We start from the raw sequence: 16,337 nt of genomic DNA, 5'->3' as shown, positions 1-16,337 counted from the left end.
AAGTGACCTTTTGCATAGTTTTAGCAAATGAGACCTAGCACTGTTACGAGAAGCAATTGTGAACTTTTCATGAACTTTTCGGGTAGGCTCAAAGAGAGCGTTGGGCCGACCTGCACCGGCGGCAACGTGGTGGTGTCCACCTAGTTTCAGACCCTGTACCTAGAACCAGATCAAGGAAGTTTCCTGTTCATGACTCTGCACTCGAAGTCCCGCGCGGCCTCTCGTCGCCTGTCGCCGACCCTGCTGGCCTCGGCCATCACCGGCACCCTTTTCGCCGCCATCGTCGCCCCGGCCATGGCCAGTCCCGCCAGCGATGTCCTGGACCGTTACCAGCAGCAGCGCGCCGAGCAGGCCGCGGTAGGCCGCAATCAGCAGAGCACCTCGCTCGCGGCCATGTTCGCCGCACCGATCGGCGCTCCTGGCCAGAACATGTCCCTTCCCAGTCCGCGCGTCAGCGCCGAGGCCGCCAGCCCTATCCTGGGCAAGCCGGGTGATGTGGCAAGTTGGCATAGCGATGAATTCAACGCCGATTGGGGCTTGGCTGCGATGGGGGCCGATTACGCCTACGCACGTGGGCTGACCGGTCAGGGCGTGCGCCTGGGGGTGTTCGATTCGGGCTCTGCTCTTGCCCATGACGAGTTCGCCGGGCGCAACACCTCCAGCATCACCATCGGCAACGGCGGCTGCGCCGACCCGAGCATCGTGGCCGGCGAAGGTGCCTGCGGCAGCACCCGCGGCGACCAGCCCGGGTACAACTACTACGGCCTGGGGCCCGGCGTGCCTCCAGCGCTTGCCGACCGCCTGATCGCCGCGGGCCAGCCATATGGTTTCAGCTACGCCGACCACGGCACGCACGTGCTGGGGACCGTGGGTGCAAACCGCGATGGCACCGGAATGCATGGTGTGGCATTTGGTGCCAACCTGACGGCAGCCCGTGTCTTCGGCGATACGTATTACGAATGGCGCCTTGACCCGGACAACTTCTACAGGCCACGTGCGCTGTATCGCACGGACCCGGATGATGTGGCGACACTGGACATGTACGCACAAGCCGAGGCACAGGGCGTGCGCGTTCTCAACCACAGCTGGGGCATCTCGACCCGGCACGCGACGGTAGGCAGTCTGGACACGCAGTACGCTGCAATCGGTGCGGACTACGGTGTTTACGGCAGTATCTATGGTGAGACGGAGGGTGCATCGGGTTCCAAGCTGATCCAGGTATGGTCGGCAGGCAACTCAGCCGGGGGCATGGCCGGCATCACGGCCGCATTGCCGCGCTGGAACCCGGAGATCGAGCCGTACTGGCTGGCCGTTGCGAACGTCCGTCGCCCCACTGTTGGGGAAACGGACTACGTCATTGATGCCAGTTCCAGCATCTGCGGTGCTGCTGCCAACTGGTGCCTGTCCGCGCCGGGTACCAACATCGCCAGCACCATTGTGTCCGGCGAGATCAACGGTCGCATGGAGCTGACCGAGGACTACCTGCGTTTCTTGATCGAAAGCGAAGCGCCCGAATATACCTACGGCTACAAGACCGGTACCTCGATGGCGGCACCCCATATCACGGGTGCGCTTGGTCTGCTGATGGAGCGCTTCCCGTACCTGGACAACGCGCAGGTACGCGACGTGTTGTTGACCACCGCGCGTGATCTGGGCGCGCCGGGCGTGGATGCGATCTACGGTTGGGGCATGGTCGATCTGAAGACCGCCATCGAAGGCTACGGCATGCTGCGCGTGGATACCGAGGTGGTCATGAACCAGAAGGCCGGCGGCCTGAAGGTGTGGGACGGCGATGCATGGGACGACTGGACCAATGACATCGGCGGCCCGGGCAAGCTGACCAAGTCCGGCATCGGCTGGCTGCGTCTGAGCGGCGACAACCGCTTCAACGGCGCCATCGTGCGTGACGGCATGCTGGAATTGGACGGCGCCAACGCACTGACAGCGTCGGTCGACGTGCAGGGCGGCCAGTTCCTGCTCAACGGCAGCCTGGTGTCCACCACGCTCAACAGCCTGGGGGGCAGCAGCGTGATCTCCACCACCGGCGTGCTCGAGGGTTCGGCACTCAACGTGACCGGTGGTTCGGTCACCTTCAATGGCCTGCAGCAGGACGCCGGCACCACCGTCGGCAGCGGCGGCAGCTTCGTGCTCAATGGCCGTCTGGTCGACAGTACGCTGACCTCGGCCGGCACCACCGGTGTCAATGCCGGTGCGCTGCTGGACGGGTCAGACCTGTTCGTCACCGCCGGCACCGTGTCCTTCAACGGCGTGCAGCAGGATGGCTCGACCGTGGTCGGCGCAAAGGGCACGCTGAAGGGCGTGGGTACGCTGGGCAGCACGCGCGTCGAGGGCGTCATCGCGCCGGGCAACTCGATCGGCACGCTGACCATCAACGGCGATTATGTGCAGACCGCCAGTGGCGTCTACCAGGCCGAGCTGGCCCCGGGCAGCCGCAGCGATCTGCTGCGCGTCAGCGGCACCGCCACGCTGGATGGCACCTTGAAGGCCCTGCCGGAAGCCGGCGTGTACTACCTCGGCGAGCAGTTCAACTTCCTGCAGGCCGCCGGTGGCATCAACGGCCAGTTCGCCACGACCGACTTCTCGGCCTTCTCGCCGTTCCTGACGTTCAGTCTGGGCTACAGCGCCAATGGCCTGCGCATCGACGTCGCCCGCGGCAACGCACTGTCCAGCGCCGCGGTCACGCCGAACCAGATCGCCGTGGCCACCAGCGCCGATGGCCTGGCCATCAACCAGGGCCTGCCCAAGCCGCTGACCCAGCTGTTCCCGGCCCAGGTTGGTGCGGCACTGGATGCGCTGAGTGGTGAGCTCCATGCCGCCACGCCGATGGCGCTGGTGGAAAGCAGCCGCTACCTGCGTGATGCGGCGCTGAGCCGTGCCGTGGGCGCGCGCTCGCCCGGTGCCGCTGATGAGGCCGCCGGTGGCGGCGCGTGGGTGCAGGCGATCGGCGGCAGCGGCAAGCTCGATGGCGATGCCAATGCCGCGCGCACCGATTCCAACAGCAACGGTCTGCTGGTCGGTGCCGATCATGTGTTCGGCGGGGGTTGGCAGATCGGCGGGCTGGTCGGTACCGGCCGGACCGACATCAAGCAGGCGGCCGGTCGCGGCGCCCGTTCGGAGATCGACAACACCCACTTTGGCGCCTACGTGGGCAACCACTGGGGGGCGTTCGGTCTGCGCGCCGGTCTGGGTTATTCCCGACATGACGTGGACAGCAAGCGTCAGCTGACGTTTGCCGGCTACCAGGACGCGCTGTCGGCCACGTACGACGCCACCACCCGCCAGGGCTTCATCGAAGGCGCGTACCGCTTTGGTGGGCGCGAAGCTGGCCTGGAGCCGTACCTGCAGTTCGCGCGCGTTGAAGTGGACGTGGACGGCATCACCGAACAGGGCGGCGCTGCGGCACTGAACGGCCAGGTCGCCGACACCCGCACCAACGTGGCGACCGCCGGTGTTCGCTTTGACAAGGGCCTGAAGACGTCCTGGCAGCAGGAAAGCTGGCTGCACGTCCGCGGTGGCGTCGGCTACCGTCGTGCCTCCGGTGACCGCAGCCAGGTCGCCGATCTGGCCTGGACCGGCGGCAGCAGCTTCGCGGTCAGCGGTGCGGCGATCGCCGACAACGCCGTGGTGGCCGAGCTGGGCCTGTCGGCCTGGTTGAGCCCGCGCAACCAGCTGGAGCTGGGTTACAACGGCACCTTCGGTGATGACGCCCGCGACCGCAGCGTCACCGCGCGCTGGTCCGTGCAGTTCTGATCCAGCGCTACCGGTAAACGGAAAAAGGCGGCCATTGGCCGCCTTTTTCTTGCCCGCCGCTGCGAGGTCGCGATCGCCACTTGCGCCGCGATCGTCCAACGTGGAATGGTCGGACTGGCGCGGCTCGCGTAGGTCACCCGTGCGACCCTGCATTCACAAGGAAGTGTCGATGAACGTAACCGAAGGCTTTGATCGCAAGCACGCCAGGCATTACTACCTGTTGCTCGTCGTTCTGGCGTTCGCGTCCGGCCTCATGCTGGTGGCCGGATTCTTCGAGCAGTCGCCCAGCGGGCTGCCCAAAGAAGCGCGCATCCTCCTCGCAGCGCTCTCCCTGCTGACGGCCACCGCCAGCTACCTGGTGATCAAACGGATCCAGTACGCCTTTCCGTTGGTCGGCATATCGTCCATAACCTTTGCCGCCTCGCTCTGGGCCTTTGGTGCGCCGACGGCCCTTGTCCTGCTGCTTGCCATACCGGCCGCCGTGCTTTTGCTGGCCTGCCTTGTCCTCAAGGGCAGGGCCGATGGGATCGACCACCCCGATTGAGCGGCAACGCTCGACGCCGCCCGGCTGGTCTCGCAGAATTGTCGCCTGTCGTTTGTCGGAACAGCCCCATGAAAACCAAACAGGCCATCGTCGAAAACTGGCTGCCGCGTTACACCGGCGTGCCCTTGGCGCAGTTCGGGCAGCACATCCTGCTGACCAATTTCGGTGGTTACCTGCATACCTTTTCCCAGCTCACCGGGGCTCCCATCCAGGGCGCTGACCGGCCGATGGCCAGCGTCACCAGCGACGACATCACCCTGATCAACTTCGGCATGGGCAGCCCGAACGCGGCCATCATCATGGACCTGCTGTCGGCGGTGATGCCCAAGGCCGTGCTGTTCCTGGGCAAGTGCGGTGGGCTCAAGCGCAAAAACCAGCTGGGCGACCTGATCCTGCCCATCGCTGCAATCCGCGGCGAGGGCACTTCCAGCGACTACCTGCCGCCGGAAGTCCCGGCCCTGCCGGCCTTTGCGCTGCAGCGGGCAGTCTCGACCATGGTTCGCGACCTCGGCCACGATTACTGGACCGGCACCGTCTACACCACCAATCGTCGGGTCTGGGAGCATGACGAGGCCTTCAAGGAGAAGCTGCGGGTGATGCGCTGCATGGCCATCGACATGGAGACGGCGACCCTGTTCGCGGCCGGTTTTGCGAACCACATCCCGATCGGGGCCTTGCTGTTGGTGTCCGACCAGCCGATGATTCCCGACGGCGTGAAGACCGAGGTCTCCGATGCCAAGGTCAGCTCCCAGTTCGTCGAGAACCATATCCAGATCGGTATCGAGGCGCTTAAGCTGATACGGCGCAACGGCAAGTCGGTCCGCCACCTGCGTTTTGACGAGTAACGGCAATGGAACGGATGGACGTCTTGGGGCGTGCCATCCACAGGGGTAGTGAATGGACGTGGCGGCACAAGTAGTGGAGTTCTGGCGCGACGCCGGACCGCAGCAGTGGTTCGCGCGCGATGACGCGTTCGATGCGCGGTTTCGCCAGCAGTTCCAGGAAGAACATTTCGCCGCCGCGCGCCGTGCCCGCGAGCATTGGCTGAGCAGTGCCGACGGCGCACTCGCGCTGATGATTCTGCTCGACCAGTTTCCGCGCAATTGTTTCCGCGATACGGCGCATTCCTATGCCACCGATGGCCTGGCGCGTCATTACGCGATGCGTGCGGTGGAGGAAGGCCTGGACCTGCAACTGGTGCCCAAGCTGCGGGCGTTCATCTACCTGCCGTTCGAACACTCCGAAGACCCGCAGGACCAGGAGCGTTCGGTGGCGATGTTCGATGCACTGGGCGACAAGGAATACCTGCAGTTCGCCGAACTGCATCGCGACATCATCCGCCGCTTTGGCCGTTTCCCGCACCGTAATGCGGTGCTGGGGCGGATGCCGACGCCGGAGGAGCTGGATTACCTGGCCGAAGGTGGGTTTGCGGGTTGACCGGTGGATGGACGCCACCGGCGCCACGAACAAAAAAACGCCGGCAATGCCGGCGTTTTTCTTTCCCGCAACGTGCTGAAGATCAGTACTTCGGCACGCCGTTGTCCACCTCGTTCGACCAGGCGTCGATGCCGCCGGTGATGTTGGACACCTTGGTGAAGCCCAGGGCGCGGAACTGCTCGGCGGCCTGTGCGCTGCGGCCACCGTGGTGGCACAGGAAGGCCAGCGCGGTGTCCTTGGGCAAGGCTTCCAGGCGGGCGCGGTTGTCGCCGTCGAAGGTCTCGAACGGAGCGTTGATCGCCGCGATCGCACGTTCGTCGGCCGGGCGCACGTCGACCACGGTGATGCTGCCGGCACGCAGCTGGTCGTCGGCGTCGCGCACGCTCAGTTCCTGCACGGCCTTGGGCGCGTTCGGGTTGTCGATCGCCAGGCCCTTGCCGCGGATGTCGTCGACCCAGTCGATGGTGATGCCTTCAGCGCGGCGGGCGCTGGCCAGATCGAACTGCACGCGCAGGCCGTTGGACTCGGCGGCGATCGCGTTGTCATCGTGCGGGGCCAGCTGGAAGTTCGGCTGGAAGCGCGCGTCGATGCCCAGCTGCAACGAGGCACCCGGGGAATCGGCCAGCGCGCCACGCAGCATTTCCACGGCGGCCGGGGTCACGGTGATGCGCGGCGGGGTGCGGTCCGGTGCGGCCAGCCCGAGCACGCTGCTCAGCTCACCGTTGCCGGCCATCTGCAGGATGATGTCGCTGCCACCGATCAGCTCGCCATCGATGTACAGCTGCGGAATGGTCGGCCACTCGCCATAGGCTTTGATGCCTTCGCGGATGTCCGCGTCGGCCAGCACGTTGACGTGGTCGAACTCCACCCCGAGGTCTTGCAGGGCGCCGACGGCTTTGGCCGAGAAACCGCACTGCGGCATGCTCGGCTGACCCTTCATGAACAGCACGACGCGGTTGGCGTTGAGAATGGATTCGATGCGCGAGCGCAGGGCGGGATCAAGGGACATGACGGTCAGGGTCCGGATATGCGAACCGCCTATTCTACGCGGCATGGCATCATGGGGCATGACCGTACCGGAAACGTTGTATCGCATTCCCCGCCGCCCCTGGCGCTGGCTGCCGTGGCTGGTGCTGTCGCAGCTGCTGGTGGTGCTGGTCTGGGCCGCCTGGGGCTGGCGCTACGGCCTGCCGCTGATGGTGGCGACCCATGCCCTGTTCATGGTGCCGGTGTTCCTCCCCAACAGCCGCTTCTACGCCCCCGTGCTCAGCCGCCTGCCCGGCGATGCCCGCAAGGTCTGGCTGACCATCGATGATGGCCCGTCGGCGGACACCCCGGCGGTGCTCGATCTGCTGGACCGCTACGAGGCCAGGGCGACCTTTTTCCTGGTCGGTGAACGCGCGCAGGCGCAGCCGGACCTGGTCCGCGCGATGCTGGCCCGCGGGCACAGCCTGGGCAACCACAGCCACCGCCACCCGCAAGCGCGTTTCTGGCGGCTGGGGCGACAGGCCATGGCCGCGGAGATCGCGCACTGCCAGCAGGCCCTCACCGCAATCGCCGGCACGCCACCGCGCTGGTACCGCTCGGTGGTCGGGATGACCAATCCATTCGTGGCCCCTGCGTTGAAACAGTGGCAGCTGACCCGGGTCGGCTGGAGCGCGCGCGGTTTCGACGGGGTGGAGTGCAGGCCCGGTCAGGTGGTCGAACGGATCACCCGTGATCTGGCGCCGGGCAGTATCGTGCTGCTGCACGAGGGCGCCGCACATGGCCACAACCTGGCCATCATCGAGGCGGTGCTGCAGGCGGTGCAGGCACGTGGCCTGCACGCGGGTCTGCCGGACTGACGCCAGCTCGGTGCCCGGCGCAGGCCGGGATCAGCTCAGGGAGCCGATGATCATCAGCAGCACCACACCGAGGATGCTGCCGATCGAGATCACCAGGCCGAGGATCGCAAACACACGGCGGCGGTCTGCCTGCAATGCACCGGCCACGCCCAGGCCGAAGGCCACCAGCTGCATCAGCGCGGTGCACATCAGGCCGAGGCCGACCAGGATCGCCGACATGGAGGTCTCCTCCATGCCGCCGGGGGTCGTGGTTTCGATAACGCCGGCCACGACGATCAGGCCCAGCATCAACACAGCACCGCACAGGGCGGTAATGAACGCGGCAATACCCATGCCGGAATGAGGGGGGTGCATCAGGGCTCCTTGTCGATGCGATGAAACGGGGAATCAGGGGGCGAGGGGCTGCGCGGCCGCGGCGTCTGTTGGCGGATGCGAGGCATGCCACTGGTCGCGGATCCAACCGCCCAGCGACAGCTGTGCGATCAGCAGACCCAGCGTCACCAGCAGCGCGATGATGCCGAACAGGCGGCGCCGGCGCGGCTGCAGCACGCTGCCCAGGCCGAGCAGCAGGGCCAGGATGGCCAGGCCGACACTGCTGCCGAGCAGTGCCGCCAGCGACCACGGCAGCTCGCGCATGGCCGCGTGTTCGGGCGCATGCGCGTAATGCATGCTCAGCAGCAGCATCACCAGGCCACAGGCGCTGACGATCAGCGCGGCGATGCCCAGCGCGGAATGTCGAGTCTGTCTTTGCATGGGCGGCTCCGTGCCGGAAAGGGGGGCGAGTATGCGCGCGTGCGGTCGGCGGCGCGAGCCATGGCGACTACGCAGCGAGCGGACGATCGCCGACGATCAGCCAGTTGTTGAACGGGGTATTGCCGTACAGCGGTGTCATCCGCAGGTGCAGCCCGGCGGTTTCCAGCGGGGTGTGCAGGCTCTCGGCGTCGAGGTAGTGGCGTGGGCGCGTGCCCATCCAGCCGACCAGATGCGCGAGCATGTCGGTGATCCGCGTGGCGTGGTCGCGGCCACTGTGGTCAGCCAACGTGGTGCGGATCACCAGCCGCGCCCCGGGGGCCACGCGCGCGGCGGCATCGTGCAGCAGTTGCGCCTGCGAGGGCGCAGGCAGGTACTGCAGCACGTCCAGCAACGCGACGTTGCCGAGGTGGGCGGGCAGGGCGGCACTGGCATCCATGCAGGTGAACCGTGCCTGTGGCAGCGCGGCGCGGGCGCTGGCCTGTTCGGCGCGTGCGACCTTGCCGGCGTCGATGTCCAGGCCGTGATACGGCAATACATTGCCATGCTCGCGCAGCACGTGGGCCAGCAGCCCGAGGCCGCAGCCGATATCCAGCAAGGGCACGGCAGGGGCATCGTTCAATGCGCCGAGCACGCCGGGATACAGTGGATCGCTGCCGAGTTTGCCGCGGCTGTAGTAATAATCGCGACGGTTGCCGAACCACTGTGCCGGCAGGAACGCCGTGGCGATCCGGCGGGCCTGCTCCCTGCCCAGCGGCAGCGCGGCCTCGCTCAGCGGGTCGGCTCCGCCCACAGCACGCGCGTCACTTCGAACGCGCGCTGGTGCCACAGCGTGTACATCGCGGCGGACGGATGCAGACCATCTTCGGCCAGCATGACGCTCTCGCCGCCCAGCTGGCGGCTCAGGTCCGTGATGTCGACAAAGGCCACGTCATGCTCGGCGCAGATCGCTGCAGCGGCAGCGTTGTAGGCATCCAGTTCCTGCCCGATCTGCACGCGGTCGCGGCCGGACGCCATGGCATAGGGGGTCACGCCCCAGTCCGGGATCGACAGGACCAGCACGCGCGGTGCACGGTCGCCGGCGAAGGCGAGCGCGCGCTGCAGCAGGGCGGTGAAACGCGGGCGGTACTCGTCCACGCTGCGCCCGCGATACTGATCGTTGACCCCGATCAGCAGACTTACCAGCTCGAAGGGACCCTGCGGTGCGTCGGCGTCGATGCCAGCCTCAAGCTCATCGGTGGTCCAGCCGGTGGTGGCGATGATGGTCGGGTCATCCACAGCCACGCCGATATCGCGCAGGGCCGCGGCCAACTGCATCGGCCAGCGCCCGGCCGGCTCGACGCCTTCGCCGATCGTGTAGGAATCGCCCAGCGCCAGGTACGGCAGGCCCATCAGGCCACCGCACTGCGCGGCTTGAGCGGGACCACCTTGGTGTTGGCCTCGGCACGGCGTGCCAGGGCGCGGTCGATGCGGGCGAACACATCGCGCATCACCTCCGGCTCGGGCAGCAACGTCACGCGGAAGTGGTGGCGGTAAGGCACGTTGAAGCTCGAGCCCGGGACCACCAGCACGCCTTCTTCGTTCATCAGTTCCAGCGCGAAATCATGGTCATCGAAGCTGCGTGCCGCCGCACCGACCACCGCCGGGAATGCGTAGAGCGCGCCGGCCGGGGCCACCAGCGACAGATGCTCGCTGGCGTTGCAGGCCTCGATCACCGCGCGGCGGGTTTCATACAGACGGCCACCGGGCGCGCACAGCGGCGAGATGGTGTCCGGCCCGTTGACCGCCGCATCGATGGCGTACTGGCCCGGCACGTTGGCGCACAGGCGCAGCGCGCTGAGCAGGTCCATCGCCGCACGGAACTCGCCCAGCCGTTCGGCCGCGCCGGACAGCATCGCCCAGCCCACGCGCCAGCCACAGGCGCGATGAACCTTGCTCAGGCCGCTGAAGGTGATGCACGGGTGGTCGCCGGCCAGTGGCGCGACCGCATGAAACTGCGCGTCGTCGTACAGGATCTGGTCGTAGATTTCATCGACCATCAGCAGCAGGTTGTGCTTGGCGGCGATGGCGACGATGCGCTCCAGCAGCTCGCGCGAGTAGCTGGCGCCGCTGGGGTTGTTCGGGTTGATCAGCACGATCGCGCGGGTGCGCGAGGACACCAGCGCCTCGATCTCGACCGGGTCTGGCTGGAAGCCGTTCTCCGGTGCGCAGCGGTAATACACCGGGCGGCCATCGTTGAGGATCGTCGCGGCCGACCACAGCGGGTAATCCGGCGAGGGCACCAGCACTTCGTCGCCCGGGTTGAGCAGAGCGCGCAGCGACAGGTCGATCAGCTCGCTGACGCCATTGCCGATGAATACGCGGTCCGGGTGCGCATCGGGTGCACCGCGCCGGGCGTAGGCGGCGGCGATGGCTTCGCGCGCCTCCGGCAGGCCCTGCTGGTGGGTGTACGGATCGGTGCGGCCCATGTCATCGGCGATCGCACGCTGCAGGTGCTCCGGCGCCCGGAACCCGAAGTTGCCCGGGTTGCCGATGTTGAGCTTGATCAGCTTGCGGCCCTGGGCCTCCAGCTCCCGCGCTCGTCGCGCCAGTTCGCCCCGGATCTCGTAGCGGACTTCGGACAGGCGCTCGCGGGTGGCGAGCGGCTTCAGCGGGGGCGTGGACATGAACGGGCCGTCATTCAGGCATGGAAACCGCATGGTAGCGGAATTGTTGCGTTGCAGGGCAAGCGTTTCCGGCCCAACGCCCGGCCCTGCAAGGCAGTTGCAGATGAAAGGATTTCCGCGGGTCCACGCCTGCGCCGGTCCGCCGCGGCGACGCCTGGTGGCCACACCCTTTAGAATGGGCACGATGAGCGAACCCACTGATTACCTTGCCCTGCAGACCATTGGCTGGCCTTGGCCGGGCGGCCCCGAACTGCCGGCTTGGCAGGCCCTGTTCGAGCAGTTCCCGCAGGCACGCCCGGGCCGGGTGATCGAGCAGCATCGCACCGGGTACATCGTCTCCGATGCGCCGGAAGCGGCGATCAAGACCGAGTCCCCGCCGGAATGGCAGCGCCCACGCTTCCCCAGCCACGAGCGCGCGGCGGTCGGCGACTGGGTGCTGCTGGAGGGCATCAAGATCGTTGCCCTGCTGCCGCGGCGCACCGCGATCAAGCGCGGCGCGGCCGGCGAGCATTACCACCAGCAGGTGATCGCGGCCAACATCGATACGGTGTTCATCGTCTGCGGGCTGGATGCGGACTTCAATCCGCGCCGGATCGAGCGCTACCTGCTGCTGGTCGGCGGGGGCGGTGCACAGCCGGTGGTGGTGCTGACCAAGGCCGACCAGACCGAGTACAGCCAGGATGCTCTGGACGTGCTGGAAGAACTGGCGGCGCAGAACATTCCGCTGCTGGCGATCAACGGCAAGGACCCGGCCAGCGCCTCGGCCCTGTTGCCGTGGCTCGCCGCTGGCCAGACCGTGGTACTGGTCGGCTCCTCCGGTGCGGGCAAGTCGACCCTCACCAATACGCTGCTTGGGCATGAGCGCATGAAGACGGCCGATGTGCGCGTCAACGACTCGCGCGGCCGCCACACCACCACCCACCGTGCACTGATTCCGTTGCCGGCCGGGGCCTGCCTGATCGATACACCCGGTATGCGCGAGCTCAAGCCGACCGGCGAGGAGGCCCTGAGCGAAGGCGGCTTCTCCGACGTGGAAGCCCTGTCGGCGCAGTGCCGCTTCCGCGACTGCGCCCACCAGCGTGAGCCGGGCTGTGCGATCCGTGCGGCCATCGATGACGGCACGCTGGATGAAGAGCGCCTGCTCAACTACTTCAAGCTGAAGGAAGAAGTCGCCGCCGCCGCCGCCAAACTGGCCGTGCGCCAGGCGCAGCAGGCCATCGAGCGCAAGCACGTCGGCAAGGGTGCGCAGTGGCGCCCGGGCGGAAAGGGCGGCCGGCGATAGCTTTTGCTACTGTCCGTCCATGGACACGCCAATGACCGTGGATCGTGACGTTGCCCACCACACCGCGCTCGACGCACAACTGGTCGAGGCGGTAGGCGGGATCAAACTGCTGGGACTGACCAGCTGGCCGGCCGCGCTGCAGGCGCCGTTCCTGGCCAGCGTCGCCCGCGGTCAGCCGGTGCTGCCGCAGGTCGACTACCCCAAGCTCGATTTCACCGATACCCGCCATCGGCTGGCCGCGATCAGCGCGCAATGCGATCCCGACCATCCCATCGGCCTGTACGTGCAGCGCTCGGCGCACAGCTGGGACCAGGCCGCCGGCCTGCTGGAATCGTTGGGCACCGCCGAGGTGGATCGTTACTCGGTGGAGCTGTTCGGCGCGCCCGAGCAGCCGCTGCCGGGCAACGGCCCCAGCACCCGCGATGCCGCCCGCCACTTCATCCAGATCGCGCAGGAACTGGACCACGAGTTGCTCGCGCCGGAAGAACAGGTGCCGGTCTCGGCCACCGCGCTGCAACTGCAGCTGCAGAGTGATCTGGATGCGTTCTTTGAGTCACGCATCATCAGCGTCCAGCTGGATCCCGACCTGATCTCCAAGGCGGCGGCCGGCCCGAACCGGATCCGCCTGCGCACCAGTGCACGCTTCAGTGCCTACGACCGTGCGCAGCTGTTCCACCACGAGGCGCTGGTGCATTCGCTGACTGCACTCAACGGCCGCGAGCAGCCGCACCTGCCTAGCCTCGCGCTGTCCTCGCCGCGGGTCACCGCCACCCAGGAAGGACTGGCGACCTTTGCCGAGCAGATCACCGGCAGCATCGACATCGAGCGCCTCAAGCGCATCAGCCTGCGCACCGAAGCCATCGCCATGGCGCGCGAAGGGGCCGATTTCATCCAGGTGTTCCGCTACTTCTGCGAGGCCGGCCAGAACAACGAAGAGAGCTTCGCCTCCGCCCAGCGCGTGTTCCGCGGGGTACCCCCGAGCGGCGGCGCGGCCTTCACCAAGGACACGGTGTATCTGCGCGGGCTGGTCTCCGTGCATACCTTCTTCCGCCACATGCTCGCCGAAGACCGCCTGCAGGTCTGCCGCTGGCTGTTCGCCGGCAAGATGTCGCTGACCGACGCGATCGCCTTCGCCCCCTTGTTTGAAGAAGGCATCCTGCGCCCGCCGCGCTGGCTGCCGCATTGGGTCAGCCGCGCGAACGGATTGGCCGGCATGCTCGCATTCTCACTGTTCGCCAACCGCATCCGCATGGATCAGCTCGCCCCAGAGTAGTGCCGGCCGCTGGCCGGCTGCCTCGCGCTCCCTCCGCGCGCTCCCATGCGTTAGTGAGCACTGCATCGCAATTCATCTGCGATGACCCGCATCGTAAAGATCCTTTCATCTTCCGCTCGCATGCTGGTCATGCACCTGCGTTGCGCAGGTCATCTTCCCCCATGTAACGGACGACCATGCTTACCCGACCCCTGACGATCGCGGTGGCGCTCGCGCTGTGCGCTGCCAACGCCGACGCTGCCGATGTAGACGCCACCGCCGCTGCCAACGTCGCGCTCAGCGCGCAGACCCTGGATACCGTTTCAGTGATCGGCCAGGGCGAGACCCGCCAGGTGCAGCGCATCACGGCCGTGGACAAGGAAGTGCTGCCGCCGGGCACCAGCGGCCAGAAGATCCTCGATCGCCTGCCGGGTGTATCCGTGCAGTCCAACGATGCCTTCGGCGCCAACGAAGAGTCGCAGACGATCAGCCTGCGCGGCTTCGACAAGAGCCGCCTGGGCTACACGCTGGACGGCATTCCGCTGGGCGACAACAGCTACGGCAACTACAACGGCCTGAGCATCGCCCGTGCGCTGATCGCCGAGAATCTCGCCGGCGCAGAATTGTCGCAGGGCATCGGCTCGCTGGGCGTCGCCTCGACCAGCAACCTCGGCGGCACCATCCAGTACTTCTCGCAGGACCCGTCCACCGAGTTCGGCGGCAAGGCCAGCGTCACCGTCGGCGATGACAACCAGCGCCGCGGCTACCTGCGCGTGGACACCGGCGACATCAACGGCTTCTCGGCCTATGTGTCCGGCGTGCATCAGGATTCGGATATGTGGGCCGAACCGAACCAGAACCAGACCACCCGCCAGTTCAACGCCAAGGCGATCTGGACCGTGGGTGACAACCGCTTCGGTGCCTTCGCTGCCACCTCGCGCGTGAGCCAGGCCAACTACGCCTACCTGTCCAAGAGCATGCTCGCGCGTGGCCTCGGCTGGGACTGGAACATCTACGCACCGGATTGGGACCGCGCGGTTGCCGCCGCCTACTGCGCACCGGGCACCTACAACGCGCAGAAGTGTGCGTTCACCGGTGGCGTCAACAGCATCGATGACGCGTACTACCAGAGCCGCGCGCTGCGCGACGACAACCTGTACTCGCTGGATGCCGACCTCGCGCTGGGCGACAGCGCCCGCCTGAAGCTGCTTGGCTACCACCACGAGAACCGCGGCCAGGGCCACTGGTGGGCACCGGGCCAGCCCTCCAACCCGGGGACGCCGGAGATGCTCCCGATCTCCATCCGCAGCACCAACTACACCATCAACCGCCAGGGCATCACCGCCGCACTGAGCTGGCAATGGGGCATCCATTCGCTGGAAGCGGGGCTGTGGTACGAGCGCAACGACCACAACGTGGAGCGCAACTTCTACTACATCACCGGCCCGTTCCTGGATGACGGCTACCTCAACCATCCGGACCGCCGCCTGTTCGATCAGGACTTCGACATCCGCACGCGCCAGTTCTACGTGCAGGACCGCATGCGCTTCCTGGACGACCGCCTGACCGTGGATGTGGGCATCAAGAGCCCGAACACGCGCATGACCGCCAACGCCAAGCCGGGCACCGAAGCCAGCTACGCCTCCGGCACCCTGACCGCCAAGGAATCGGTACTGCCGCAGGCCGGCATCGGCTTCAAGCTGAGCCCGAACCAGGAAGTCTTCGCCTCCTACTCGGAGAACATCGCCGCCTTCGTCGGTGGTGGCAGCGGCGGCCCGCTGCAGGTCTCGCCGGAATCCTTCGCGGCCAGCGCCGGGCTGGAACCGGAGAAGTCCAAGACGCTGGAAGCCGGCTTCCGTACCTTCGGCGAAAAGTACCAGGCCTCGATCGCGGCCTATCACGTGACGTTCGACAACCGCCTGCTCTCGCTCAACCCCTGCACCAGCATCGAAGTGGGCACGCGCCCGGAGTGCATCACGCGCTTCATCAACGTGGGCTCGGTGAAAAGCCGCGGCGCGGAACTGACCTTCATCCTCAAGCCGATGGATGGCCTGCAGTGGTACAACGCGCTCTCGTGGAACAAGACCACCTACGAGGACGACTACACCTCGGGCGGTGCGATCGTGCCGGTGGCCGGCAAGATCACGGTGGACACCCCCGAGCGCATGGCCTCCAGTGAGATCAGCTGGAACCGCGATGGCTTCTTCGCGAGTCTGCGCGCGAAGTACACGGGCAAGCGTTATTACACCTACACCAACGACCAGTCGGCGCCGGGCGTGACGACGTTCGATGCGGGGATGGGGTATTCGTTCGGGCCGGGCATGGGGCTGCGCGATATCAAGGTGTCGCTCAATGCGACCAATCTGACGAACAAGCGGTATGCCGGCCAGCTCAGTTCGTTCGCGCCGACGGATCCGTCCGGCACGCGCTATGCGATCCACGCGAGCGCGCCGCGCCAGCTGTTCATGACGGTGGCTGCGGAGTTCTGATCTCCGCTTGCTTGGGCATGGGTCGCCACCGACCGTTGGTCGGTGGCTTTGCCACCCAGATGACTGGGCCAGGCGTGGGGTGTGTGGGTTCGCGGGACGCGCCGTAAACCCATCCATGGGGGCTCGTGAGCCGCATCCATGCGGCACAACGGTCCCGCCAACCCACCCCACCCGTGCCTACCCTTTGACAGTGAGCTGGTGCGCAACGAAAAAGCCGGCGCTTGGTGCCGCCGTTGCATTGGCTTGGCTTGCTTGGATTCGTTCGCTTCGTTGACTTGCTTGGCCTGCTTGGACCGCTTGCC

The 16,337-nt window shown here is 66.7% G+C and carries 14 protein-coding genes; 8 read left to right on the top strand and 6 right to left on the bottom strand.

Features of this window, described 5'->3' with window-relative positions:
• Nucleotides 1–429 precede the first annotated feature (429 nt).
• The 4 genes from AC1DIQ_RS18685 to AC1DIQ_RS18670 all read left to right on the top strand — a co-directional run bounded on the left by AC1DIQ_RS18685 (nt 430) and on the right by AC1DIQ_RS18670 (nt 5,752).
• Nucleotides 430–3,771 carry an autotransporter domain-containing protein gene (locus AC1DIQ_RS18685; protein WP_478050588.1) on the top strand — a complete coding sequence of 1,114 codons (3,342 nt, stop codon included), beginning with the start codon at nt 430–432 and terminating at the stop codon, nt 3,769–3,771.
• Nucleotides 3,772–3,940: 169 nt separating this feature from the next.
• A complete protein-coding gene (locus AC1DIQ_RS18680) occupies nt 3,941–4,315 on the top strand; it encodes a hypothetical protein (protein ID WP_478050579.1) in 375 nt (124 codons plus the stop codon).
• Nucleotides 4,316–4,383: 68 nt separating this feature from the next.
• Nucleotides 4,384–5,160 carry an AMP nucleosidase gene (locus AC1DIQ_RS18675; protein ID WP_478050578.1) on the top strand — a complete coding sequence of 259 codons (777 nt, stop codon included), beginning with the start codon at nt 4,384–4,386 and terminating at the stop codon, nt 5,158–5,160.
• 52 nt (nt 5,161–5,212) lie between these two features.
• The gene (locus AC1DIQ_RS18670; protein WP_282261519.1) at nt 5,213–5,752 is read left to right on the top strand and encodes a DUF924 family protein; all 540 of its coding nucleotides are present in this window, start codon (nt 5,213–5,215) and stop codon (nt 5,750–5,752) included.
• 82 nt (nt 5,753–5,834) lie between these two features.
• On the opposite strand, the gene grxD is transcribed toward AC1DIQ_RS18670, so the two are convergent.
• Nucleotides 5,835–6,761 (bottom strand): Grx4 family monothiol glutaredoxin, encoded by a 927-nt coding sequence (grxD, locus tag AC1DIQ_RS18665; protein ID WP_121039705.1) that lies wholly within the window; start codon nt 6,759–6,761, stop codon nt 5,835–5,837.
• A gap of 58 nt (nt 6,762–6,819) precedes the next feature.
• Here grxD and AC1DIQ_RS18660 point away from each other — a divergent pair, with 58 nt between their 5' ends.
• Nucleotides 6,820–7,596, top strand: coding sequence for a polysaccharide deacetylase family protein (locus AC1DIQ_RS18660; RefSeq protein ID WP_478050577.1), 777 nt, complete (start codon nt 6,820–6,822; stop codon nt 7,594–7,596).
• Between the two features lie 30 nt (nt 7,597–7,626).
• On the opposite strand, the gene AC1DIQ_RS18655 is transcribed toward AC1DIQ_RS18660, so the two are convergent.
• The 5 genes from AC1DIQ_RS18655 to AC1DIQ_RS18635 form a co-directional block, all read right to left on the bottom strand.
• Nucleotides 7,627–7,950 (bottom strand): hypothetical protein, encoded by a 324-nt coding sequence (locus tag AC1DIQ_RS18655; RefSeq protein ID WP_282261514.1) that lies wholly within the window; start codon nt 7,948–7,950, stop codon nt 7,627–7,629.
• Between the two features lie 33 nt (nt 7,951–7,983).
• Nucleotides 7,984–8,349 (bottom strand): hypothetical protein, encoded by a 366-nt coding sequence (locus tag AC1DIQ_RS18650; protein ID WP_121039696.1) that lies wholly within the window; start codon nt 8,347–8,349, stop codon nt 7,984–7,986.
• A gap of 67 nt (nt 8,350–8,416) precedes the next feature.
• Nucleotides 8,417–9,100 carry a class I SAM-dependent methyltransferase gene (locus AC1DIQ_RS18645; protein WP_461770342.1) on the bottom strand — a complete coding sequence of 228 codons (684 nt, stop codon included), beginning with the start codon at nt 9,098–9,100 and terminating at the stop codon, nt 8,417–8,419.
• A 17-nt stretch (nt 9,101–9,117) separates the two neighbouring features.
• On the bottom strand, nt 9,118–9,738 hold the full coding sequence (locus tag AC1DIQ_RS18640; protein ID WP_478050576.1) for an SGNH/GDSL hydrolase family protein: 621 nt from the start codon (nt 9,736–9,738) through the stop codon (nt 9,118–9,120).
• Entirely contained in the window at nt 9,738–11,012 is a 1,275-nt protein-coding gene (locus AC1DIQ_RS18635) for a pyridoxal phosphate-dependent aminotransferase (protein ID WP_070473632.1), read from the bottom strand. The genes AC1DIQ_RS18640 and AC1DIQ_RS18635 overlap by 1 nt, the downstream gene beginning before the upstream one ends.
• Before the next feature lie 184 nt (nt 11,013–11,196).
• Between AC1DIQ_RS18635 and rsgA the strand changes: the two genes are divergently transcribed.
• From rsgA to AC1DIQ_RS18620, 3 genes are all read left to right on the top strand, one after another.
• Nucleotides 11,197–12,294, top strand: coding sequence for a ribosome small subunit-dependent GTPase A (rsgA, locus tag AC1DIQ_RS18630; protein WP_428999825.1), 1,098 nt, complete (start codon nt 11,197–11,199; stop codon nt 12,292–12,294).
• A gap of 31 nt (nt 12,295–12,325) precedes the next feature.
• Entirely contained in the window at nt 12,326–13,567 is a 1,242-nt protein-coding gene (locus AC1DIQ_RS18625) for a flavohemoglobin expression-modulating QEGLA motif protein (RefSeq protein WP_429000478.1), read from the top strand.
• Nucleotides 13,568–13,743: 176 nt separating this feature from the next.
• Nucleotides 13,744–16,035 carry a TonB-dependent receptor gene (locus AC1DIQ_RS18620; RefSeq protein WP_478050575.1) on the top strand — a complete coding sequence of 764 codons (2,292 nt, stop codon included), beginning with the start codon at nt 13,744–13,746 and terminating at the stop codon, nt 16,033–16,035.
• Nucleotides 16,036–16,337: the final 302 nt, after the last annotated feature.

This window comes from Stenotrophomonas sp. 05L413, from assembly GCF_056397945.1.
The sequence above is the reverse complement of the archived record's forward strand: the minus strand, read 5'-3'. Positions and strand labels throughout refer to the sequence as shown.

Excerpts from the sequence above, each read along its gene's own strand:
- rsgA (WP_428999825.1), top strand. The coding sequence starts at position 11,197 with ATGAGCGAACCCACTGATTACCTTGCCCTGCAGACCATTGGCTGGCCT.
- AC1DIQ_RS18655 (WP_282261514.1), bottom strand. The coding sequence starts at position 7,950 with ATGCACCCCCCTCATTCCGGCATGGGTATTGCCGCGTTCATTACCGCC.
- AC1DIQ_RS18670 (WP_282261519.1), top strand. The coding sequence starts at position 5,213 with ATGGACGTGGCGGCACAAGTAGTGGAGTTCTGGCGCGACGCCGGACCG.
- AC1DIQ_RS18635 (WP_070473632.1), bottom strand. The coding sequence starts at position 11,012 with ATGTCCACGCCCCCGCTGAAGCCGCTCGCCACCCGCGAGCGCCTGTCC.
- AC1DIQ_RS18650 (WP_121039696.1), bottom strand. The coding sequence starts at position 8,349 with ATGCAAAGACAGACTCGACATTCCGCGCTGGGCATCGCCGCGCTGATC.
- AC1DIQ_RS18675 (WP_478050578.1), top strand. The coding sequence starts at position 4,384 with ATGAAAACCAAACAGGCCATCGTCGAAAACTGGCTGCCGCGTTACACC.
- AC1DIQ_RS18685 (WP_478050588.1), top strand. The coding sequence starts at position 430 with ATGTCCCTTCCCAGTCCGCGCGTCAGCGCCGAGGCCGCCAGCCCTATC.
- grxD (WP_121039705.1), bottom strand. The coding sequence starts at position 6,761 with ATGTCCCTTGATCCCGCCCTGCGCTCGCGCATCGAATCCATTCTCAAC.
- AC1DIQ_RS18640 (WP_478050576.1), bottom strand. The coding sequence starts at position 9,738 with ATGGGCCTGCCGTACCTGGCGCTGGGCGATTCCTACACGATCGGCGAA.
- AC1DIQ_RS18660 (WP_478050577.1), top strand. The coding sequence starts at position 6,820 with ATGACCGTACCGGAAACGTTGTATCGCATTCCCCGCCGCCCCTGGCGC.
- AC1DIQ_RS18620 (WP_478050575.1), top strand. The coding sequence starts at position 13,744 with ATGCTTACCCGACCCCTGACGATCGCGGTGGCGCTCGCGCTGTGCGCT.
- AC1DIQ_RS18625 (WP_429000478.1), top strand. The coding sequence starts at position 12,326 with ATGACCGTGGATCGTGACGTTGCCCACCACACCGCGCTCGACGCACAA.
- AC1DIQ_RS18680 (WP_478050579.1), top strand. The coding sequence starts at position 3,941 with ATGAACGTAACCGAAGGCTTTGATCGCAAGCACGCCAGGCATTACTAC.